Annotated in this window: 21 protein-coding genes; 13 read left to right on the top strand and 8 right to left on the bottom strand. The window is 62.1% G+C overall.

From position 1 onward, the window contains the following. Positions 1 to 2 precede the first annotated feature (2 nt). From NKL06_RS07060 to thrC, 3 genes are read right to left on the bottom strand one after another with little or no spacing between them, the layout of a single operon-like run. Positions 3 to 599 carry a GNAT family N-acetyltransferase gene (locus NKL06_RS07060; RefSeq protein ID WP_023668403.1) on the bottom strand — a complete coding sequence of 199 codons (597 nt, stop codon included), beginning with the start codon at positions 597 to 599 and terminating at the stop codon, positions 3 to 5. 14 nt (positions 600 to 613) lie between these two features. Further along, a complete protein-coding gene (locus tag NKL06_RS07055) occupies positions 614 to 1,906 on the bottom strand; it encodes a M16 family metallopeptidase (RefSeq protein ID WP_023668402.1) in 1,293 nt (430 codons plus the stop codon). A gap of 14 nt (positions 1,907 to 1,920) precedes the next feature. Then, complete coding sequence (thrC, locus tag NKL06_RS07050; protein WP_023692065.1) at positions 1,921 to 3,318, bottom strand: threonine synthase; 1,398 nt, start codon at positions 3,316 to 3,318, stop codon at positions 1,921 to 1,923. A gap of 128 nt (positions 3,319 to 3,446) precedes the next feature. Between thrC and NKL06_RS07045 the strand changes: the two genes are divergently transcribed. The 7 genes from NKL06_RS07045 (at position 3,447) to NKL06_RS07015 (ending at position 6,727) form a co-directional block, all read left to right on the top strand. Next, positions 3,447 to 4,178: a hypothetical protein gene (locus NKL06_RS07045; RefSeq protein WP_023692064.1), complete on the top strand. Its 732-nt coding sequence runs from the start codon at positions 3,447 to 3,449 to the stop codon at positions 4,176 to 4,178. Between the two features lie 199 nt (positions 4,179 to 4,377). Continuing rightward, the gene (locus tag NKL06_RS07040) at positions 4,378 to 4,701 is read left to right on the top strand and encodes an ArsR/SmtB family transcription factor (protein WP_023692063.1); all 324 of its coding nucleotides are present in this window, start codon (positions 4,378 to 4,380) and stop codon (positions 4,699 to 4,701) included. After that, positions 4,698 to 5,123: an SRPBCC family protein gene (locus NKL06_RS07035; protein WP_023692062.1), complete on the top strand. Its 426-nt coding sequence runs from the start codon at positions 4,698 to 4,700 to the stop codon at positions 5,121 to 5,123. The genes NKL06_RS07040 and NKL06_RS07035 overlap by 4 nt, the downstream gene beginning before the upstream one ends. Before the next feature lie 57 nt (positions 5,124 to 5,180). Next, a complete protein-coding gene (locus NKL06_RS07030; protein WP_023692061.1) occupies positions 5,181 to 5,573 on the top strand; it encodes a VOC family protein in 393 nt (130 codons plus the stop codon). A gap of 25 nt (positions 5,574 to 5,598) precedes the next feature. After that, the gene (locus NKL06_RS07025; protein ID WP_023668396.1) at positions 5,599 to 5,820 is read left to right on the top strand and encodes a hypothetical protein; all 222 of its coding nucleotides are present in this window, start codon (positions 5,599 to 5,601) and stop codon (positions 5,818 to 5,820) included. A gap of 3 nt (positions 5,821 to 5,823) precedes the next feature. After that, complete coding sequence (locus NKL06_RS07020) at positions 5,824 to 6,282, top strand: DUF1801 domain-containing protein (RefSeq protein WP_023692060.1); 459 nt, start codon at positions 5,824 to 5,826, stop codon at positions 6,280 to 6,282. Positions 6,283 to 6,295: 13 nt separating this feature from the next. Continuing rightward, entirely contained in the window at positions 6,296 to 6,727 is a 432-nt protein-coding gene (locus tag NKL06_RS07015; protein WP_023807490.1) for a DUF1801 domain-containing protein, read from the top strand. A gap of 5 nt (positions 6,728 to 6,732) precedes the next feature. Here the strand turns inward: NKL06_RS07015 and NKL06_RS07010 are convergent, their stop codons facing one another. Continuing rightward, entirely contained in the window at positions 6,733 to 7,419 is a 687-nt protein-coding gene (locus NKL06_RS07010; protein WP_023692059.1) for an HAD family hydrolase, read from the bottom strand. Positions 7,420 to 7,607: 188 nt separating this feature from the next. Here NKL06_RS07010 and NKL06_RS07005 point away from each other — a divergent pair, with 188 nt between their 5' ends. Next, complete coding sequence (locus NKL06_RS07005) at positions 7,608 to 8,741, top strand: site-specific DNA-methyltransferase (protein ID WP_023687165.1); 1,134 nt, start codon at positions 7,608 to 7,610, stop codon at positions 8,739 to 8,741. Positions 8,742 to 8,789: 48 nt separating this feature from the next. Here NKL06_RS07005 and NKL06_RS07000 read toward each other — a convergent pair whose 3' ends face one another. Continuing rightward, positions 8,790 to 9,401, bottom strand: coding sequence for an HAD family hydrolase (locus NKL06_RS07000; protein WP_023692058.1), 612 nt, complete (start codon positions 9,399 to 9,401; stop codon positions 8,790 to 8,792). A 22-nt stretch (positions 9,402 to 9,423) separates the two neighbouring features. After that, entirely contained in the window at positions 9,424 to 10,545 is a 1,122-nt protein-coding gene (gene mutY / locus NKL06_RS06995; RefSeq protein WP_023692057.1) for an A/G-specific adenine glycosylase, read from the bottom strand. A gap of 50 nt (positions 10,546 to 10,595) precedes the next feature. Here mutY and NKL06_RS06990 point away from each other — a divergent pair, with 50 nt between their 5' ends. From NKL06_RS06990 to NKL06_RS06970, 5 genes are all read left to right on the top strand, one after another. Further along, positions 10,596 to 11,102: a DUF721 domain-containing protein gene (locus NKL06_RS06990; RefSeq protein WP_023687168.1), complete on the top strand. Its 507-nt coding sequence runs from the start codon at positions 10,596 to 10,598 to the stop codon at positions 11,100 to 11,102. A 167-nt stretch (positions 11,103 to 11,269) separates the two neighbouring features. Further along, positions 11,270 to 11,998, top strand: a complete 729-nt coding sequence (locus NKL06_RS06985; protein WP_023692056.1) for a DsbA family protein — start codon at positions 11,270 to 11,272, stop codon at positions 11,996 to 11,998. Positions 11,999 to 12,067: 69 nt separating this feature from the next. Beyond that, a complete protein-coding gene (gene smc / locus NKL06_RS06980) occupies positions 12,068 to 15,526 on the top strand; it encodes a chromosome segregation protein SMC (RefSeq protein WP_286460781.1) in 3,459 nt (1,152 codons plus the stop codon). 1,230 nt (positions 15,527 to 16,756) lie between these two features. Beyond that, positions 16,757 to 17,065 (top strand): hypothetical protein, encoded by a 309-nt coding sequence (locus tag NKL06_RS06975; protein WP_023670691.1) that lies wholly within the window; start codon positions 16,757 to 16,759, stop codon positions 17,063 to 17,065. 830 nt (positions 17,066 to 17,895) lie between these two features. Next, positions 17,896 to 18,792: a PD-(D/E)XK nuclease domain-containing protein gene (locus tag NKL06_RS06970; RefSeq protein WP_050587061.1), complete on the top strand. Its 897-nt coding sequence runs from the start codon at positions 17,896 to 17,898 to the stop codon at positions 18,790 to 18,792. Positions 18,793 to 19,279: 487 nt separating this feature from the next. Here the strand turns inward: NKL06_RS06970 and NKL06_RS06965 are convergent, their stop codons facing one another. Both NKL06_RS06965 and NKL06_RS06960 read right to left on the bottom strand, forming a co-directional pair. Further along, on the bottom strand, positions 19,280 to 21,901 hold the full coding sequence (locus NKL06_RS06965) for a caspase family protein (protein WP_023692672.1): 2,622 nt from the start codon (positions 21,899 to 21,901) through the stop codon (positions 19,280 to 19,282). Positions 21,902 to 21,908: 7 nt separating this feature from the next. Next, positions 21,909 to 22,247 carry a hypothetical protein gene (locus tag NKL06_RS06960; protein ID WP_023692673.1) on the bottom strand — a complete coding sequence of 113 codons (339 nt, stop codon included), beginning with the start codon at positions 22,245 to 22,247 and terminating at the stop codon, positions 21,909 to 21,911. Positions 22,248 to 22,627: the final 380 nt, after the last annotated feature.

Genomic DNA, 22,627 nt, shown 5'->3' with positions numbered 1-22,627 from the left:
AATCAGTCCTTCGTTCCAGCGCCCGGCGGATCGTCCGCGATCCGGGCGTAGAGGTAGTGGTCCTGCCAGATGCCGTTGATCCTGAGGTAGGATCGCAGAAGTCCTTCGCGCCGGAATCCGGCTTTTTCAAGCACGCGGATCGACCGGACATTGTCGGGAATACAGGCAGCTTCGATCCGGTGCAACCTCAGCGTATCGAAGGCGAAGCGGCAGACCACCTTGACCGCGTCGGTCATCAGGCCGCGGCCGCCGAACCGCTCCCCGATCCAGTAGCCGACATGGCCGCTTTGCGAGACGCCGTGGCGGATATTGCCGAGCGTAATGCCGCCTGCAAGCTTGCCGCTCGCCTTCTCGAAGATGAAGAAGGCGATGGCGGTTCCCTGCGCATAGTCTTCGCGGTAGCGGCCGATGCGCAGCCGCCAGGCGGTGCGGTCGAGTTCATCGGGCGTCCAGCGCGGCTCCCACGGTTCGAGGAAGGCACGGCTTTCGCCGCGCACCGCCGACCATTCGCGATAGTCGTTGGTGTAGGGCACGCGCAGCATGACCCGGTCGCCTTTCAGTGCCGGCAGGTCACGGCGAAAGAAAGGGAGCGCGAACACCGGCGCTTGAAGGCTTAGACGGCGAGCTTGCGGGCCGTGGTGTGCGTGCCCGCAAGCGAATCGAGAATCGCCTCATAGGGCGCGAGCGTACCCACCGGTCCAACCGCAGTCAGCGTCGGCTTGGTCGAAAACAGCCGTGACGACAGGTCGGTCAGCCGCTCGACGGTCAGCGCCGACAGCCGTTCCATCAACTCCTCCTTGGCGATCGGCCGGCCGAACAGAAGCAACTGCCTGGCGATCTGCGAGGCGCGGCTGGCCGGGCTTTCAGCCGACATGATCAGGCCGGCGCGGTATTGCGCGCGGGCGCGGTCGAGCTCTTCCTGAAGGATATTCTCGCCGGCCTTCTGCAGCTCGTCGATAATGACCGGAACCAGTTCGGCAATGTCGCTCTGCCCGGTCGCGGCATGAACGCCGAAGATGCCGGTATCGGAAAAACCCCAGTGGAAGGCATAGACCGAATAGCACAGGCCACGCTTTTCGCGGACCTCCTGGAACAGCCGGGACGACATGCCGCCGCCGAGGATCATCGACAGCACCTGCGAAGCGTAGAAATCGCGCACATGATAGGCTCGGCCTTCGAAGCCGAGCACGATCTGCGCGTCCATCAGGTCGCGATCTTCGCGGAAATCGCCTCCGACATACTGCGCATATTGGGGCATCGTGCTGTCGGACTTGCTGCGGAAACCGCCGAGCTGTTTTTCGACCTCGCGCACGAAATTGTCATGCTTGATGTCGCCGGCCGCCACGATCACCATCTTCTCGGCGCCATACTGGCGCTCGATGAAATCATGCAGCTGTTTGGAGGTGAAGGATTTGACGGTTTCCGGCGTGCCGAGGATCGAGCGGCCGATCGTCTGGTGGCGGAAGGCGGTCTCGGTGAAACGGTCGAAGACGATGTCGTCGGGCGTGTCGTGCGCGGCGCCGATCTCCTGCAGGATCACATGCTGCTCGCGCTCCAGTTCCTCCGGGTCGAATTCGGACTCCTGCAGGATATCGGCAAGGATATCCACCGCCAGCGGCACATCGTCGGACAGCACCCTGGCGTAATAGGACGTCGTCTCGACTGATGTGGCGGCATTGATCTCGCCGCCGACATCCTCGATTTCCGAGGCGATCTCGAAGGCCGTCCGCCTTTTCGTACCCTTGAAGGCCATATGCTCGAGCAGATGGGCCATTCCGTGCTCGTCGTCACGCTCATTGCGGGCGCCGGACTTGACCCAGGCGCCAAGGGCAACGGATTCGAGGCTTGGAAGGGTTTCGGTGGCGACTGTCAGGCCGTTCGACAGACGGCTTACCTCAACACCCATATAGCAAGTACTCCCTAACGCGCTGCCCTTGAGTGGCTGCTCACGTAATCTTCCACCATTTTCAGGTCGGATGGAAGTACCGTGTACTTTTCGTCGGCTGACATCAAGGACCCCAGCCATGCCGGCAGGGCCGGCGACACGCCGCAGGCGGCTTCGACCGCGGCCGGGAACTTGGCCGGGTGCGCCGTGCCCAGCACCACCATCGGCACTGCACCCTCAGCCTTGCCGGCGGCGACATGCACGGCCGCGGCCGTGTGCGGATCGAGCAGATAATTGCTGGATTCGAGCGTTGAACGGATGGTGGCGGCAACCTCGTCCATATCAGCGCGTCCGGCGTCGAATTCGGACCGCATCCGGTCGATTTCTGCGGTTTCGATGGTGAAGGCGCCGGATTGCTTGAGGCCGGCCATGTAACGCCGCACCGTCTCTGCGTTACGGTCGCAGGCCTCGAACAGCAGTCGCTCGAAGTTCGACGATACCTGGATGTCCATCGATGGCGACGTCGTCGCAAACACACCCTTGGTGCGGTATTCACCGGTCGCGAAAGTGCGCGCCAATATGTCGTTGTCGTTGGTGGCGACGATCAGCCGCTCGATCGGCAGGCCCATCTTCTTGGCGGCGTAACCGGCGAAAATATCGCCGAAATTGCCGGTCGGCACGGTAAAGGAGACCGGCCTGTCCGGCGCGCCGAGCGAAAGCGCCGAGGAAAAATAATAGACGATCTGGGCCATGATGCGGGCCCAGTTGATCGAATTGACGCCCGACAGCGACACGCGATCACGAAAACGATGATCGTTGAACATATCCTTCAGCAGGCCCTGGCAATCGTCGAAATTGCCTTCGATCGCCAGCGCCTGGACGTTGGCGGCAGTCGATGTCGTCATCTGCCGCTGCTGCACCGGCGAGACGCGGCCATGCGGGAACATCACGAAAATGTCAGTTCGGTCGCGGCCGGCGAAGGCATCGATGGCGGCGCCGCCAGTGTCACCCGAGGTCGCGCCGACGATGGTGGCGCGCTGGCCACGCTCAGTCAGTACATGGTCCATCAGCCGGGCAAGCAGCTGCATGGCAACGTCCTTGAAGGCCAGCGTCGGACCGTGGAAGAGCTCGAGGATGAACGTGTTGGCGCCGGTCTGCACCAGCGGGCAGACGGCCCGGTGGCGGAAGTTGGCATAGGCTTCTCGCACCAGGCGCTCGAAGACGGGTGCGGCGATCTCGCCGCCGAGGAAGGGCGTCAGCACGCGGATGGCGAGGTCCGCATAGGGCAGGCCGCGCATGGCGCGGATCTCGGCTGCCGAAAACTGCGGCCATGTCTGCGGCACATAAAGCCCGCCGTCGCGGGCCAGCCCCGCCAGCACCGCATCGGCAAATCCAAGCACGGGCGCATCCCCGCGGGTACTCACATAGCGCATCGTCAAAGGTCCATTGCTGCCGCCGGTTTCATCCACGGCAATTGGTTAATTTTCCGAGCCGCCTCAGTCGCATTTTTGCCGTGGCGTTGCTATACGTCACCAACTTTGCGAGAGGGAAGTGCAGTTTCATGGCGTTTCATAAGTTCAACCGTCGCTTTGTCGCGGGTCTGGCGCTAACCGGCTTTATGCTTGCCGCCGCCGGTTGCCAATCGAGCGACAATGGCATCCTCAATCTCGGTTTCGGCAAGAAGACCGACCCGAATGCGCCAATACCGCCTCAGGATCCCAAGGTTCTCGCCAGCCAGTTGCAGGCCTACTGCCCGAAAGTGACGGTGCGTGACGGCACCGCATACTTCAATACCTACGCCAAGGGCGCGCCGCAGCCGAAAAAGAAAAAGGCTGATGCAACACAGGATGCCGAGGCCGCTGCCGCCGCGCAGACGGCGCCTGACGGCTCCATCGTCGATCCGAACAAGGATCCGGCCAAGATCATCTACCAGGCCTCGATCAGCGATGTGAGCCGCGATTGCAGCCGTGCCAACGGCCAGTTGACGATGAAGGTTGGCGTTGCCGGCAAGATCGTGCCGGGACCGCTGTTCGCCCCCGGCACCATCACCATGCCGATCCGCATTGCCGTCATGCACGGCCCCGACGTACTTTATTCGCAGATCCACCCCTATCAGATCCAGGTCAGCGATCCCTCGACCGCCACCCAGTTCGTGTTCACCGATCCCAACGTCGTCGTGCCCGAACCCTCCGCCCGGGATTACACTGTCTATGCCGGCTATGACGACACCGCGCCGGCGGCGGCGGACAAGAAGTCCGGCAAGAAAAAGAAGCGCGCTCCCGCGACGAACTAAGCGCCTGGGCGCCGTCGCTGCTGCGACGGTGCCGGTCAACTCTTTGAAAGATCCAAACGATCCGATCGTAATCCTGCAGGCGTGCGCCTGCGGCAGGTCGCGTCTGCGCTTTAATCTCGATCCATTCCGCCAGCGCACTTGACTCATCCATATCCCGGCGGTTATACGTCAACCAATAGCTCGCAGGTTATTGATCCCGATGCCGGACGCCCACGATACTTTGTTCAGAACGCTTGCCGACCCGACCCGGCGGGCCATCTTCGAGCGCTTGTGCCGCCAAGGTGAGCAGACCGTGGGGGCGCTGACGGCGCAGTCCGGGGTCTCGCAACCGGCGGTGTCGAAGCATCTCGGCGTCCTGAAGCTGGCCGGCCTGGTGCGTGACCGCCACGCCGGACGCCAGACCCACTACAGCGCGCAGCCCGAGGCACTTGGCCCGCTGACCGACTGGACAGTTCAAATGACTGGATTCTGGGAGAGCCGCTTCGATGATCTCGAGAGCCTGCTGAAAAGGATGGACCAGTGAGCAATCTCGAGCTGCGCACCGTCGTCGTCGAACGTGAAATATCCTGGCCGGCGGAGAAGATCTGGCGCGCGTTGACGCAGCCGCATCTGATTGAGGAATGGCTCATGAAGAACGATTTCAAGCCTGTCGTCGGCCACAGCTTCAATCTTCGCGGCGACTGGGGCGGCGTGCTCGACTGCGAGGTGCTGGCCATCGAGCAAAACAGGACGCTGTCCTACAGCTGGGATTTTGCGCATGAGGATGCCGCCTACAATCTGACGAGCGTGGTGACGTTCACGCTCACACCCACGAGCTCGGGAACCCATCTGCGCGTCGAGCAGTCGGGCTTCCATCCGAGCCAGAAGCAGGCCTATGGCGGCGCCAGGGCCGGGTGGCAGCAATTCCTCACCAAGCTGGAGCAGGTCCTGGCGAAGCCGGATTGAAGCCTGCCGGTACCATGCCCTGATCGCGGGGCACCGAATGCAAAAAGGAGTAAATCGATGAAGATCAAGCTGACCAGCGTCTATGTGGACAACCAGGACAACGCACTGCGCTTCTACACCGACGTGCTGGGCTTTGCCGTGAAGGCCGACTTCAGCAATGGGCCTTTTCGTTGGCTGACCGTCATCTCACCCGATGAGCCCGATGGAGCCGAGCTACAGCTGGCGCTCAACGACAACCCGGCCGCCAAGGCCTACCAGCAGGCCATCTTCAAGCAGGGGCAGCCCGCGCTCATGCTGTTCACCGACGACGTCAAGGGTGATTACGAGCGCATCAAGGGACGCGGCGGTGCGTTCGCCATGGCGCCGACAGAAGTGACCGGCTCGACTATCGCCCAGCTCAACGACAGCTGCGGCAATCTCATCCAGATCACCCAACTGGCGCGTTGGTAGGCGCTGGTTTCAAGAGGAAGTTGCAATGAACTTGAGCAAATGGATACGTCAAACCCATCGTTGGCTGTCGATCATCTTCACGCTGACCGTGGCAGCCAATTTCATCACCATGGCGTTCGGGCAACCTCCGGCCTGGGTGGTCTATTCGCCGCTGCTGCCGCTATTCCTGCTGCTGTTCAGCGGCCTCTACATGTTCGTGCTGCCTTACGTCGCGAGATCGCGTGGCGAGCAGGGCGCGCAAGGGTAGGACATGGCCAAGGCGCCGGGAAAATCGAAGGTCGCAAAACCGGCCCCAGACAAGCCGGAAAAGCCGGTCCTGCTTTCGGGCGGCAACCCGCAGATCCCGAAGGCCTATGGGGACGCTCCGGTGCAGGCATATATTGCTGCCATGCCGGGCTGGAAAAGCGATGTCGGGCGCTGGATCGACGCACTTATCGTCAGCGCCGTCCCCGGCGTCTGCAAGGCGGTGAAGTGGAACTCACCGTTCTATGGCATCGAGGGCGAGGGTTGGTTCCTCAGCCTGCATTGCTTCACCAGATACGTCAAAGTCGCCTACTTTCGCGGCACGTCGCTCGATCCTGTGCCTCCCGGCGGTTCCAGGCAAAAGGAAGTGCGCTATCTCGACATCCATGAAGGCGAAGAGATCGACGAAGCCCGCTTCGCCTCCTGGGTGAAGCAGGCCAGCCGATTGCCCGGCGAGAAGATGTGAACGGAGGCAGACCATGAAGATCAGCATATCGAGCAAGGATGAGGGAGGCGCCTCTGCCTCCGAGCGGATAGATGCCCGAATCCGGGAGCTGGACGATTGGCGGGGCAAGACGTTGGCCAGCCTGCGCAAGACCATCCTCGACGCCGACCCGGAAATCATCGAGGAGTGGAAGTGGATGGGCAGCCCGGTATGGTCACGCGACGGCATGATCGCCGTCGGCAACGCTCACAAGGACAAGGTGAAGCTGACCTTTTCTCACGGCGCCAGCCTGTCGGATCCCGACAGGCTGTTCAACAACGGGCTCAACGGCAAGGTGTGGCGCGCCATCGATGTGTCGGAGGGCGACGTGATCGATGCGGATGCGCTGAAAGCGCTCGTCCGCGCCGCGATTGCCTACAACAGGGCTAAGAAGAAACCGGCCAGGTCGGCCAAAGCCAAGGACTGATCGGTTCAGGCGTCCGACCACTCCGACAGAGCGGCAATCACACTTTTCAGTTCGGCCCAGCGGCGGATGACGGTTTCGGCTCCGGCTTCGGTCAGCACATCGGCATGGCCGGGATAGCTGTGCGCGGCGCCGGTGAAGCCGATCACGCGCATGCCGGCGGCCCTGGCGCCGGTGACGCCGTGCACCGAATCCTCGATGACGAAGGTGTTTGCCGGATTGGCGTTGAGTTGCTCCGCCGCGATCAGGAACACATCCGGCGCGGGCTTGGTTTTCTTGCTTGGTATTTCCAGCGCTGAAAAAATCCGGCCGGCGAAGAACGGCAGCAGGCCCACTTTCTCCAGCATGAACTCGATCCGCTCGGAGCGTGAGTTCGAGCAGACGCAGCGCGGCGCGGTCACCGCCGCGACCGCCTCGCGCACGCCGTCGATGGCGCGCACGTCGCTGCGCAGTTTGCGGTCGACCAGCTCTTCGGCGCGGTCGATCATCGAGGCCTGGAACGGGATCGCGGACTTCGCCTCGACCCGCATCATGATGTCCTTGAAGGTCAGTCCGGCATAGGTTTCGGCGTATTCCTCAGCCGAGATTTCATATCCGGCCAAGGTCAGCAATTCGGCCTCGACGCGGGCTGCGATGATTTCGGAATCGACGAGCACGCCGTCGCAATCGAAGATGACAAGTTCTGGCTGGGGCATGGCAATCCGAACGAGGGAGGGTGATGGAGGCCCGGCAAGGCTCAAGCGGCGCGACATACACCAACGGGCCGGGCTGCGCAAATTGACGACGTCAGGGCTGCCTGGACCGTTGCGTCCTTCACCGAATATTTACGCTGATCGGTAACCATAACGGGGAGTAAACAGTAACGCGTGCCTTGGGTGTAAAAATGTCTGCCGTGCGTCTTCTCGCCGACCTCTCCCACGCCCCCCAGCAATCCGAGTGGCTGGACACGATCCTCAAGGGCGATTGTGTCGCCGCGCTCGACCGGCTGCCGGAAAAATCCATCGACGTCATCTTCGCCGATCCGCCTTACAATCTGCAGCTCGACGGCGATTTGCACCGGCCCGACCAGTCCAAGGTTGACGCCGTCGACGATGATTGGGACCAGTTCGAGAGTTTCGAGGCCTATGACGCCTTCACCCGCGCCTGGCTCCTGGCGGCACGCCGCGTGCTGAAGCCCAATGGCACCATCTGGGTCATCGGCTCCTACCACAACATCTTCCGCGTCGGCGCCAAGATGCAGGATCTCGGCTTCTGGATCCTCAACGATGTCGTCTGGCGCAAGACCAACCCAATGCCGAACTTCCGCGGCCGCCGCTTCCAGAACGCGCATGAGACCATGATCTGGGCCTCGCGCGACCAGAAGGGCAAGGGCTATACCTTCAATTACGAAGCCATGAAGGCATCGAACGACGACATCCAGATGCGCTCCGACTGGCTGTTCCCGATCTGCACTGGCGGCGAGCGGCTGAAGAACGACAATGGCGACAAGCTGCATCCGACGCAGAAGCCGGAAGCGCTGCTCGCCCGCATCATGATGGCCTCAACCAAGCCGGGCGACATCGTGCTCGACCCGTTTTTCGGCTCCGGCACCACCGGCGCCGTGGCCAAGCGGCTTGGCCGTCACTTCGTCGGCATCGAGCGCGAACAGGCCTATATCGACGCCGCCAACGAGCGCATCGATGCGGTGCGGCCGCTGGAAAGCGCCGATCTCGCCGTGCTCACCGGCAAGCGCGCCGAGCCGCGCGTCGCCTTTGTCAGCCTCATCGATACCGGGCTTATGCAGCCCGGCGCTACGCTTTACGATGCCAAGAAGCGCTGGTCGGCCAAGGTACGCGCCGACGGCACGGTGGCGATCGGCGACAGCGCCGGCTCGATCCACAAGATCGGCGCCGAAGTGCAGGGCCTGGACGCCTGCAACGGCTGGACCTTCTGGCACTATGAGCGCTCGGGCGGCCTGACCCCGATCGACGAACTGCGCCGCATCGCCAGGCTCGGCATGGAGCGGGCAGGGGCTTGATCTCAGGGTGTAAAGTCGTAGAGCGCTACCTTCCGGCCTCTGCGCGGCTCATACCGCGATGCCATACCGCTCAAGGTCCGCCTTGAGCGTTTTTGCATCTGTGAACAGCACAGCATTCCAGCCGGCCACCCTGGCGCCATCGATATTTCTGGGGCTGTCGTCGATGAACAGCGTGGCTGACGGTTCGAGACCGAACGCGGCGACGTGATGGTCGTAGATGGCGCGGTCGGGCTTGATCTCACGGATATCGGCCGACACGGTCACGCCGCGCGGGCGGCTAAGGAAATCGAAGCGCAGTCGTGCCTCGGCAAGTGTGTCGGCGGCGAAGTTCGTCAGCATGGTCACGTCGTGGCCGCTCTCGATCAGGCCGAGCATGATGGCGACGCTGTCCTCATAGGCATGCGGCACCATGTCGTTCCAATAGCGTCGGAAATTGCGAATGTTTTCAGCGTGATCCGGGTAATCCGCGATCAGCAGCGCTTCCGCCTCTTCCCACGTCCGGCCACGGTCCTGCTCGATGTTCCAGTCATGCGTGCAGACATTGTCGAAGAACCACTTGCGCTCTTCGGCATCGGGAATGAGGCGGCTGAACGGAATGTTCGGATCGTAGTGGAGCAAGACGCGGCCGATGTCGAACACGATATGGCGGATTTCAGTCATTTCTGGCCTTTCAAAGCGAATGCTAGTCAATCGGGCGGTGTTTTTTGGTTGCGCCCGGTATCGCTGCTTCGATGACCTTTTTCATGACCGTCGGCAGCGCTTCTCCGGAAATGTCATGGGCCAGCGACCAGAAATGCCCTTCCGGCGCATCACTTTTCACTTGAGCGTGAAAGACTTCGAGCTCGAGCGCGAAATGGGTGAAGACATGCGCGATCTCTCCAGCGCGCCGCCAGTCGGCAGGGAAGGGCGCTGCCTCCGAAGTGGTTGCACCGTCGATCCGCGCTGTCCAACCTGTGGTCGGCACCTCGGTCATGCCGCCGAGCAGGCCCTTGTCAGGCCGCTTGCGCAACAGGATGGCGCCGTCGCCGCGCTCGGCGACGAAGGCGGCACCCCGCCTGAGTGGTTTGTCGACCTTGGGCAGGCGGACCGGAAAGCGCTCGGGGTCGCCGGACAGGATGGCGCTGCAATCCTCGCGCACCGGGCACAGCATGCAGCGCGGCCGTCTTGGCGTGCAGATCGTGGCGCCAAGGTCCATCATTGCCTGGGCGAAGTCGCCCGGCCTTGTCTGCGGAACCAGTCTTTCGACGAGCGCGCGGATTTCAGGCTTTGCCTCGCTGAGCGGCGTTGCGATCGAATAGAGCCGCGAGATGACACGTTCGACATTGCCGTCGACGACCGCCGCCGGACGGTCGAAGGCGATCGCCGCGATCGCCGCCGCCGTATAGGCGCCGATCCCCGGCAATTCCCTCAATCCCGTTTCGTTGTCGGGAAAACGGCCGCCCTGGCTCGCAACCAGATCGGCGCAGGCCTTGAGGTTGCGCGCCCGTGAATAATAGCCGAGCCCGGCCCAGGCCTTCATCACATCCTCGGCCGGCGCAGCCGCCAGCGCCTTCACATCAGGCCATTTCTCGACAAAGGCGCGAAAATAGGATTTTACCGCTTCGACCGTGGTCTGCTGCAGCATCACTTCCGAAAGCCAGATGCGATAGGGGTCCGGCCGTGCACCGCCGGCCGCGGCGTGCGGCGTGATCCGCCACGGCAGTTCGCGATGGTGCGCGTCGTACCAGGCAAGCAGACGCGCGGCGATCTCTCCCGATAGAGTTGGTCCGGATGCGGCCTTGCGGGTCTGTTCGTGCAGTGCCATTGATCGCGGGCTGGCTCTAGGCTGGTGAGGAGCGTGGCTGGAGAACGTACATGGCAGGGAGAACGCCTTACGGCAATCCCGTTCCGGTGAGCGATCTCGCGACCGCGATCCTCGACCCCGTGCTGCGCAAGCGGGCCGGCATTTCGATCGGGCTGGTGCAGTCATGGGAAGAGATCGCCGGCCCCAGGCTCGCCGGCCATTCGCGCCCCGAAAAAATCCAGTGGCCGCGCCGCATGCATGAGGACGATCCGTTCGAGCCGGCGGTGCTGGTCATCGCCTGCGAGGGCATGGCCGCGCTGCACCTACAGCACGAGACCGGCGAGATCATCAACCGCGTCAATGCCTTTCTCGGCTTCAACGCGATCGGCAGGATCCGGATCGTGCAAAAGCCGGTGCTGAGGGACAAAGCCCGGCCGAAACCGACGCCGAGAGCACTGACTTCCGTCGAAAAGGCCAAATTGTCCGATACCGTCGGCAAGATCGAGGATGAAGGCTTGCGCGCCTCGCTGGAGCGTCTTGGCGCCACAATTCTTGGCCAAAGGAAGCGGCCAAGGTAATCAACCGGTAATCAGTCGGTCATGAACGCGTCATCTATCTCGCGCATTCGTGATCCTGCATGTAGAGTTTGGCGATTGGAATGGGGACGGCGATGCCTTAATTCCCGCCAACTCTCGCCTTTTCTAGCCTTTGCGTTGCAAAATCAAACCACAGTCAGGTGATTCGCATGAACCGTAGCTTGTCCCGCAGAAACCTCCTGTCTTCGCTGGCCGTCATTCCGGCAGTGGCTATGCTCGCCGCATGCAGCGATTCAGGCGAGGATGCCAAAGCAGCGGATGTGAAGCCTGCGGCTCCCGCGCCTGCTTCGACGCCTGCCACTCCGGCCGCCGTCAAGGTCCCGGAGTCTTCCGGCAATGTCGACATGGCCGAACTGCTGAAGCCCGGCGCTTTGCCCGACAAGCAGCTCGGCAAGGATGACGCCAAGGTCACCATCGTCGAATATGCCTCGATGACCTGCCCGCATTGTGCGCATTTCGCCGCGACCACCTTCCCTGAGTTGAAGACCAAATACATCGACACCGGCAAGGCGCGTTACATCCTGCGCGAATTCCCGTTCGATCCGAGCGCCGAGGCCGGTTTCATGCTGGCGCGGTGTTCGAAGGACAATTATTTCCCGATGGTCGACGTGCTGTTCAAGCAGCAGGCCAACTGGGTCGGCGTCAACAATACCAAGGATGCGCTGCTGCAGATCTCCAAGCTCGCCGGTTTTACACAGGAGTCCTTCGAGGCCTGCTTGACGGACCAGAAACTTCTGGACGATGTGAGATCGGTCCAGAAGCGCGGCGCCGATGAATTCAAGGTCGACTCGACGCCGACCTTCTTCATCAACGGGAAAACCTACAAAGGTGCGATGTCGATTGAGGAAATATCGGCCATCATCGACCCTCTGCTCTGACGTCCAGGCGGCGCCGGAGCGACTGCGCTTCGGCGTCAGCGCACCTTTGTGCCTTCCAGGCAGGCGCGAATGAAGTTTTCGCGCCTTCGCCTCCTCGGCTTCAAGTCCTTCGTCGAACCCGGCGAGTTCGTCATCGAACGCGGCCTGACCGGCATTGTCGGGCCGAATGGCTGCGGCAAGTCGAACCTTGTCGAGGCGATGCGCTGGGTGATGGGCGAAAGCTCATACAAGAACATGCGCGCGTCCGGCATGGACGACGTGATCTTTTCCGGCTCGGGAACGCGCCCGGCCCGCAACACCGCCGAAGTCACGCTGTTCCTCGACAATAGCGACCGGACCGCGCCCGCCGCCTTCAACGACGCCGATGAATTGCAAGTGTCGCGCCGAATCGAGCGCGAAGCCGGCTCGCTCTACCGCATCAACGGCAAGGAAGCCCGCGCCAAGGACGTGCAGCTTCTGTTCGCCGACCAGTCGACCGGCGCGCGCTCGCCATCCATGGTCGGACAGGGCCGCATCGGCGAACTGATCCAGGCCAAGCCGCAGGCGCGCCGCGCGCTGCTCGAAGAAGCCGCCGGCATTTCCGGCCTGCACACGCGCCGTCACGAGGCCGAGCTTCGGCTGAAGGCGGCCGAACAGAATCTGGAACGGCTGGACGATGTCGTCGGCGAACTGGAGAGCCAGATCGAAAGCCTTAAGCGCCAGGCGCGCCAGGCATCGCGCTTCAAGAACCTGTCGGCCGATATCCGCAAGGCGGAAGCCACGCTCTTGCATCTGCGCTGGACGCTGGCCAAGACCCAGGAGGGCGATGCGCGGTCGGCGCTGGCGGTTGCCACAGCTCTGGTCGGCGACCGCGCCGCCGCCCAGATGGCTGCCGCCCGGGAGCAAGGCATCGGCGCCCACCGGCTGCCGGACCTGCGTGACGCCGAGGCCGCGGCTGCCGCCGCCTTCCAGCGCCTGTCGATCGCCAAGGCGCAGATCGAGGAGGAGGCGGGCCGCATCCGCGCCCGCCAGGCCGAACTTGAGCGCCGGCTGCAGCAGCTCGACGGCGACATCGCGCGCGAAGAGCGCATGGTGCGCGACAATGCGGATATTCTTGAGCGCCTGCGCGAGGAAGAAGCCACGCTCAATTCCGAAAATGCCGGCGCCGCCGAGCGCGAGGCCACGACGCGGGCCGCTTTCGAGCAGGCCGGCGCAACGCTGTCGCAGAGCGAAGCCAAGCTCGCTGCGCTAACCGCCGAACGCGCCGAGGCCGCCGCCGCGCGCAATCAGATCGAACGCACGCTGCGCGAAAACGCCGAACGCCGCGATCGCTTTGCCCGCCATCTGGCCGATGTCGACCGCGAATTGTCCGAGATTATGTCGAAGGTTGCGGGCTTGCCCGATCCCGCCGAGAAGCGCGCTCTGGTCGAGGACGCGCTCGCCCGGTTGGAGGAGGCCGAGGCCGGCGCCATTGCTGCCGAACAGGCGGTCGCCGAGGCGCGCGCCACCGAGAGTGCCGCCCGTCCGCCGCTGCAGGATGCCAGGGCCGAACTCGCCGGCATCGAGACCGAAGCCCGCACGCTGGCCAAGATCCTCAATGCCGCCAGCGGCGATCTTTTCCCGTCGGTGCTGGAGCAACTCAGCGTCGAACGCGGCTATGAGACGGCCCTTGGTGCTGCGCTTGGCGAGGATCTCGACGTGCCGCTCGACCGCAGCGCGCCGGTGCACTGGGGCGAAAGCCAGGTTCAACCAGGCGATGCGGCCTTGCCGGAAGGCCTCAAGAGCCTCGCCAGCGTGGTGCGCGCGCCTTCGCAGCTTGCCCGCCGGTTGGCGCAGATCGGCATCGTCGATGCCGCCGACGGCAAACGCCTGCAGACGCTGCTTGCCCCCGGCCAGCGGCTGGTCAGCCGTGACGGCGCGCTGTGGCGCTGGGACGGGCTGACCGCCAGCGCCGATGCACCGACCGCGGCCGCGCAAAGGCTGGCGCAGAAGAACCGGCTGGCCGAGCTCGATGCCGAGGCGGTGCAGGCGACGCAGATCATGCGCGAGGCAGAGGCTGCCCTTGCCCAGGCCGAACATGCACTCCGCCAGGCGAGTGAGGCCGAACGCAATGCCCGCCAGGCCGGGCGCGATGCCCAGCACGGCCTGGACGCCGCCCGCAGCGCGCTGGCCGAGGCCGAAAAGGCCGGTGGCGAGCTGGCAAGCCGCCGCGCCGCCCTGGACGAGGCGCGCGCACGAATCGTCGACAGCCATGAAGAAACGGCCGCCGCCTTCGCCGAGGCCGAAATGCTGCTGCAGGACGCCCCCGATCTCGGCGACCTGCAATTGCAGCTTGAACAATCCGCCGCCAATGTCGGCAGGGACCGCGCAACCTTGGCCGACGCGCGCGCCGTCCATGAAGGCCTGCGCCGCGAAGCCGAGGCGCGCACGCGCCGGCTCGACGCCATCGGCGCCGAGCGCAGCAACTGGTTGCAGCGGGCCGAAAACGCCTCGACGCAGATTGCCTCGCTGGGCGAGCGCAGGGCCGAGGCCGAGGCCGAGCGCGAAACGCTGGCCGACGCCCCCGACGAGATCGACGCCAGGCGGCGCGCGCTGCTGTCGCAGCTGACCGAGGCCGAGACCTTGCGCAAGGCGGCCGCCGACCGTTTGCAGGAGGCCGAGAACAAGCAGGCCGAGCTGGACAAGGCCGCCACTGCGGCCATCCAGTCGCTGGCCGATTCCCGCGAAACCCGCGTCCGCGCCGAAGAGCGATTGACCGCCGCCGATGAGCGCCGGCTCGAGGTCGAGGCGCGCATCCAGGAAACGCTGAACACGCCGCCGCATCTGGTCATTCGCCATACTGGCCTGGAAGCCGACAGCCCGATGCCGGAAATGGCCGAGATCGAGCGCCAGCTCGACCGGCTGAAGGTTGAGCGCGAGCGGCTCGGCGCCGTCAATCTGCGCGCCGAGGAAGAGCAGAAGGAATTGTCGGACCGGCTGGAGACCATCGTCTCCGAGCGCGAGGACATCATCGAGGCGATCCGCAAGCTCAGGCAAGCGATCCAGAGCCTGAACCGCGAAGGCCGCGAACGGCTGCTTGCCGCTTTCGAGGTGGTCAACGGCCATTTCCAGCGGCTGTTCTCGCATCTGTTCGGTGGCGGCACGGCCGAACTGCAGCTGATCGAATCCGACGACCCGCTCGAAGCCGGGCTCGAAATCCTGGCACGTCCGCCCGGCAAGAAGCCGCAGACCATGACGCTGCTGTCCGGCGGCGAGCAGGCACTGACGGCGATGTCGCTGATATTTGCCGTGTTCCTGACCAATCCGGCGCCGATCTGCGTGCTCGACGAAGTCGACGCGCCGCTCGACGATCACAATGTCGAGCGCTTCTGCAACCTTATGGACGAAATGGCCGCGACCACCGAGACGCGCTTCGTCATCATCACCCACAACCCGATCACGATGGCGCGCATGAACCGCCTGTTCGGCGTGACCATGGCCGAGCAGGGCGTCAGCCAACTGGTCTCGGTCGATCTGCAGGCCGCCGAGGCGATGCGCGAGGCGAGCTGACGCAGCATGCTTTGTTGATTTCGTCGGCGATGGCCTCGATCCGACTGTTGCAACAGGACCGTCGCCCTTGCGACCTGCTTGCGACGCGCATTCTGTAAGGTTCGAAGAGAAGGAATTTAAGCGCCACCTGAGAGCGAACGCCAAAGCCCACATGCAAAGCGCCGGCCAACGCGAAAGCGATGCCTACAAGGCGCAGATGGCAATAGGCTCCGACAGCAATTCAGCTGCCACGTTTATCGGAAGCCCAGGAAGCTCAGTATCGCAATCACGATAACGACTGCTCCGATGAGCCAGATTATGTTGTTCACCGTATCTCTCCCGAACTAGTTGCTGGGAGTGAACTCGTAAGAGCCTACTAATGTTCCCGCATTTTCTGCGTCGAAACAAAATGGCGGCCATCGCTTCGTCGATTGCCAGACCAAGGTCCGAACAGGGTATGACTGAAGTCCTGACGTCGGAGCCATAGGCCCGAAGGCGGGCAACCTATGCCCTCCCGATACATTGGAACCCGGCTGCCGAGCATGAGTCCCTTCATCGGTGGTCAATCGGGTGCCCGCCATTCCTGAGAGGTTAGCGGGCACCCGATCGTCGTGACACCGCCAAGCGGTGTTCGTTCAATAGAGAGGCTGACAGTGACCTTTGTCCAGAGATCAGTGCGTGACGGCGCAACCCGACCCGCAAACGACAACGACAGTCCTGCGGAAGTTTCTTCCGTTCTTGACCTCATACCATCGGCTGACGACGACAAGGTCGCTGAGCTTGTCAGGCGAACAGAGCGCCTGGCAATCGCAGTGGTTATCGGAATCGCGGTTCTGCTGATCTTGGCGCCGGTGGTTTACCTTGCACTTTCTTACGGGATCTGAGACGGCCCGACCTATGGGATCTGAAATGGCCTGATTGGTCTCGTAAATCTCACAAATTGTGCCGACGGTCTTCCTCGCAAGACGGGTGTTTTCCGTCACAGATCAGGAGATCGAACGCGACGACATAGAAGGGTCCTGTGCAGCGCTCCTTTGTCGAGTGGCGTAACCCTGGTGGTCGGCTTGAAAGAGCGCCTTTACCAGAAGTTGCCAACAGGAGCTGCTGTCGCAACTTCTTCTTTCGATACGCCGTGTTGCACGGGAGCAGCCGTCACTGATCGCGCCCGTGGACCGACGACGCTACTCGGAACCAAAGGGATGGGACGCGGTTATCCCCGCGAAGGGATAATTAGCAGGTGGAGATATTACAATGAAAACAATGATCGTGAGCGCCTTGGCGCTGTTCATTGCCATGCCGACGATAGCTCCGGCAGCCGAAGCTGACGTGGTCATCACGACCCACCATCGACATCATCACAGGAGCGTAAAGGTCATCAATGACCAGGGTCAACGCCTTCATCACCGCAGACACGGCACGGTTGCCTTCTACGACCACGGCCGCAGACATCATCGCCGGGATACGGTCATCGTGACCGGCTCGATCGAGCGCAGCCATCATCGCTATTATCGACATCATCGGCATCATCCCGTCGTCATCCAGGACGACAACGATTACTGATCCTCTCCGCACGGCCCCGGGTCTGTCAACGGAGTCGGGGTCGCGTGGGAGTCAGATAGCTCCTGACGGCAGCCATCGATAAGGTCGGTAAATCATTGATTCCAAAGGCATGTGATTTGGCTGGGGCGCCAGGATCCTCATTCTGCATTGCCGTGTCCAAATTTATGAGTAATAGCAGATACTTAGCTCAGAGTTCCCCTTGCAGTCAAGAATCATTTGGAGCACCTATGTGGTGTCAGCTTGGCGCCAGGCTGCCGCTGACTCAGTCTTGTTTCTAGCTAGGAACTGCTGTGGGGCTCGGCTCACGGAACGACACCTCTCTGGCAAGCGTGCCAATCTTAGCTGTGCATGGTGGTGTTGTTGTTGAGGATGGCCATTTCAGGTCTCCGTGAGTTAGAAGCCCGGACCATTCCGGCGCTTGTACTGACTGAAGCCCACCATCCTGGCGGGCTGGAGAAGTCGAGGCTTTTGGTTGCCCTGCTGCCACCAACCAATGCGTCGTTGCGGAATGAAGTCCACTCGAAAGTTTCCGAACATAGCGGCAGCTTTGCGCTACAGCGGTCTCCCACGCGGACGTGTTGACTGTGACGATTGACCTCAAACCGTGACCTCCAAGGCCCCTGCGCTTGGCACGAGATCCCACAAGAGCAACTCCGATCAGAGCTGCTCGCCGCAGCCTCCTGCCGCGTTCTGACAGCGATCATTCGTGCAGATCACTGCAAGCTTAACTTAGTTCTGCTTTACGCTAGACAGTTTGCGGTGCCAGTTCTATCGACCACAAAGTCGCAAAAGGTGGACTGCTTTTCGAGAGGACCAAGACTGTGGACAAGATGGAGTGGGCGCTCTGGGGCCTTGAATATATGGCAAAGGCGCGTAGCGCCATCCATGATGACTTCAACGAAGCGATGGGCGAGTTGCGAGGTTACACCGGCGCTCATCGAGCCAGTTGGTACAGCAGCTGCAAGAATATCATCACCACCCTCTACCACTTCTCCATGGAGTTTGTGGGAGACACCCATATCCCCAGCGAGCGGTTCGCCTCGCCGGAGGTCTTCGAAAACGAGCTCACCAACTATCGGGCCTGGGTCCAAACGATGGCGGAAGAACTCGACCGCGAGGATCAAAAGTACCAAGCCGACAACAAGGTGGATGGGCCCCCTTTCCTCGTTACAGTCGCTCGGCGTCAGGTGGGCAGCACAGCGGCTGCCATAGACTACGTCGCGTCGAAGAAGTCGCAAACACCATCCGCAAACCCTATGGAAGCAGATGTCGACCTGGTGCTCGGTCTGGCCCGACGTTTCCACGAGTCAGTTCTCAGCCTAAAGGACCATCCCCATAATGGTACGGTCTTCATCATTAAGGACGAGTGGGATTGCCAGTATCTTTTCCAGGCTATCCTTGCCGCCTACATTCCGGACGTCCGCAACGAGGAATGGAATCCCTCTGTCGCCGGGTCGTCGGCGCGATGCGAATTCTACCTCAAACCCCTGCGCGCGCTGGTTGAGCTGAAGTACGTCCGTAAGGCTACCGACGCCAAAAAGATAAAGTCCGAACTTGCGACGGACTTCCTTGACTATGGCAAGAATCCACAAGTCGACCATGTCATCTGCTTGGTCTACGACCCTGGACACGCCCTAAAGAACCCGGCCGCGGTTCAAGCGGATCTCTCGGGTCCGAAGCATGGGCTCGCACGGGTTGATGTCGTGATCTCGCCGCCGCGCAGCTGACAGTCTTCAGCAGGGTGTCAACCGAGTGATGGAGGGCTGACCATGAAACGCTGTACCGCGGAGTATGTCACTGCCCTCTCGGTAGGTGTGTTGGGCATGCGTGCGGCGACCGGATGCGTCTGACAAATTGGCTTCGGAATTGCGTTTGTAATCAGTGTCGATCTGGGGTGGCGGGCCTGATAGGGATCGTCAATTCTCACATGAATATAGAGGGTAATCTGCGATCCGCGCTTTGCCAGCGTACGCGATGGACGTAGCGTACGCCGAGCGTGATCCTCCTGAGCCGGGTTTTGATTTGCCATTGTGGTCAGGGTCTGGCTGCCTTTCCCATTGCCTTCGCTCAGATCTCGGATTCAAGTCGGTTTGCGAGGCTCCTGTCCGTTTTCATCATGTCCTCGTCTATTTTCTTGTCGTCACTGGTGCCAAGGCTTCCCGAAATCAGGCGGGCCGCGAAATCCGCTTCAGCCTCGGCACGAAGTCGCGCAAGTCACTGTGCGTATGCGACTGTGCGTTGGGTTGGCTCGCCACGGGCGATCTGCGCCTCGACGAGAGTCAGGCCAAGGACGATACGCAGCTCTGGCTCGGCGGCGTTTGACCGCGCGAGTCGCAGGCTATCCAATGCCCGGACGAAGTCCAGTCGGGGCATGGCCGCGAGCTGGCCAACGCCAACCGCCTGCTCGACGCTGCGGTCACGGGCGTCTCGCGGAAATGATCCCAGCCGATTGATCAAGGTCTCGGTAGTGGCGGCAGGGGCAATCGACTCTGCCTGGTGCATAAGCGCCGGCACAATGTCAGCTCTTAGCGCCGGATCGACTACGTGATGGCGAAGGAACGCGATGTCGCGTGCGGGGAGTTCCCTTGTCCGACCGATCTGCGCCAACGCGACGATCCAGGGGCCGGGCCCAACGATGATGGCAATGCCAGGAAACGCCTGGGTGGAGGAACCAGAACCGCCTGTGTAAGGCTCGGCCTTGAAGGCTTGAGCCTCCACCTTTTCCAGTGTGCCCGGGGGATCAAGCCGGAGACTGCCCAGCGCCGCGAACATTTCCGCCGTGGACATCGACATTTCCGTGACGTTTGCGGCGGCACGCTCGATGAGGGCGAACGCAACTTGCCTATCCCCTTCGGGGACGTGGCTCATGGCGTGCGCCAGGACACGGGCCAGTTCGCTATCTTCGAAGTCGAACTCTGATTTCGCCACGCTTTGGCGCGCCGCGACAAGCAACGTATCGACCAACTGCGGCGATAGTGCGCGAGCGTCGGCGGCGAGGATCAGGAAGTGGGTGAAATAGCTATTCTGAGGATTCGCGGATTTGGCGAAAATATCAGCCACTGCGTCGACCAACTGCTTGGCCTGCGGGCTGGCGTCCAGGCTTGCGACGATCGTCTGAAATGCCGCACCCTGAGCCGGATCGTCGGGCTCGCCATGAAACTGCCCCAGCGCCTTAGTGCCAAGCGCGATGCGGTCGGCGCTGTCCAGATCAACCCTGCTCAAGGCGAGGCCAAGAACATCGCCATAGCCCATGTCGGCCAGACCCTGGATGAGGAGGCGATCCTGCGGCTCGAGCGGCGCCAGCCCGCGATCGGTGCGCGCCCGGGTGATGATGCCGAGAACATCCGCGACGCTGTCGCGAACCCTCACTCGTGCGTCTCGACCGCGCTGCGCGTCGGTATTATAGGTAAGCCATTCCTGCGTAACCTTAGAGAAGCCTACATACGCTGGGAACGCGGCGATCGGATCCAGGTCCGCGCCGTAGCCGAGGGCGCGCGCGTAACTCTGCATCGACTCGGCCGTCAGATCCAAAATCTGGAAATCCATACTGTTGATGGGGAATGGTGTCGGCTGCGGCGAAATCCGGTCTTGGCCTGGAATGTGCTTCAGAACGTCTGAAGGCGCGTCGGATTGGGAATCTGCCAAGGCCATCCAGGCCGACTGCTCCACCGCGGCCGGCCCAGGATCTTCGCCCAGGGGTGGGACCGGTATTCCGACAAGTGCGGCGTAGCGGGCCGCCGCTGCCGGCTCGAGGCCGGCTGCAACGGCGTCAAACCAGCCGCGATAGCCTTCTGAGGCTACGTGCGTCCAAATACCGGTCGTATAGCCTGACTGCAAAGGGGCGGCTGCCGCAGCGTTTGCCGATATCTCGGCGATGTCGATCCCGGTGTCGACCCGATTCAGTGGCAGGAGTTTAAGCACCGGTTGCAGCCACCGGGTGCCGTGAAGGACGATGAAGGTACCGCTTTGGCCCGGTTCTACGTAGTAGAGAAGCGTGTAGGCGACCAGGATCATGGCGACGCCCGCGACCGCGAGCCCGGTAGCGAGCTGCCGCAGCCGCCTGAGGGCAGTGCCGAGAGGGGTCCGTTCCCGCAGCCCTCGCGCCAGGCTGGACACCGGCAAGCTCACGGCAGAGATTGAGACACCGCCCTTGACGGGTTCCTGATGGGCTCCACCCTTGTGATCGAGCACATAGAGCGGCACCTGTTCGCACAAAACGGGAAAGAGCTCTGAGTCAACATCCAGCCGGTCCTTGCGGCCGCCTAGTTGAACAGCATTGCCGGTCTTGAGGAGATCAAGCAGATGCGCCGTGAAGACGCCGTGTCCAATCTCATCGTCCTCCCACGTGAGCTGCCGCTCGCGGGAGGAGGCGATGTAGAGACGTGCGGCGCTGTCACCCAAGGCTGAGAAATAGTGCATCTTGCGAACGATGCCCTCGGCGAAGCAACAATCCAGGATCAGGATCGATCTTTCCGCGCGGACCGAGCCAATGCAGCTGTCGAGCGCTGTCGCGTCGAACAACGCCAAGCCTTGTCCATTTGGCTGAACCATGAATCCGGCGTTGGATTCATCGACCAGGCCGTGGCCAGAAAGAAACACGAAGCAGAGCTCAAGGCGACCGAGGGCCGCCAAGCTGTCGAAAGCTTGCCTAATTGCATCCGCAGTCGCCCCGGCCTCCGGAACCCTGGCGACCCTGAGGTCGCCAGGGCGCGGCCAGCAGGTGGTCAGATAGCGCTCAACCTCATCTGCATCGGCCGGCGCATATTTGAGCGGTGGAAGTGTGGTTCCGGCACCCGCTCGGTAGGCGCCAATGCCGACGATCACCGCGCCGATCACTGCGGTGCTACCAGGTGAAGAAGTTACGGATGCTGGCGCTGGGTTTGACCACGACGTTCTTGGCGCCTGCAGCTTGCGGCACGCTGGTCACCAGCTTTTGCAGGATCAGCGGCGTGGAGATACCGACGTGAAAGGCGATTATGCCTTCCGCGTGGCCACCAAAATAGAGCCAAGCAACGAACCCGCCGGCAATGGTCATGGCGACGGTGACGGCCCAGTAGAACGGGCTGCTTCCGTAGGTAGGCAGCTGAGCAGCCTCGCGCAAATTCCACCAATGCAGCAATTCCGCGATGACTCCGCCGGCGCAACCAATGCCAAATACGGTCCAGTCCCCATCGATGACCATCTATCCCCCCTTTGCTCGACTGTCGTCATAGTGCCATAATTTTACAGTTCAGCGCTAGTATCTGATTAAGAAAATCCACCTGCCTAAAGAACGCACGCCGCCCTGGAAAGTTCGAAAAGCGTCATTGCTAACACGGCAGTTTTGCGCGATTATAGCAACAAGGCGGGGAGGGCTTAATAGCCAAGTAAATAATAGGTAAGGGACGCTCTCATAATGTTGTGAGCGCAGCCTTTCGCTTGAGCAGTCGGTGCATGCAAAGAGGAATTGGCATCCTTGCCGGCTCCTCTTGCAGAGCCATCGGGGCAGGACCTGACACTGTGCTGGTTATGTGAGGGACCAACCGGTTCCAGGCTTGAGGGGAATTGGAACGGTCTTCCGAT

It is taken from the genome of Mesorhizobium sp. C268A (assembly GCF_040324475.1).
Classification (GTDB): domain Bacteria; phylum Pseudomonadota; class Alphaproteobacteria; order Rhizobiales; family Rhizobiaceae; genus Mesorhizobium.
The sequence above is the reverse complement of the archived record's forward strand: the minus strand, read 5'-3'. Positions and strand labels throughout refer to the sequence as shown.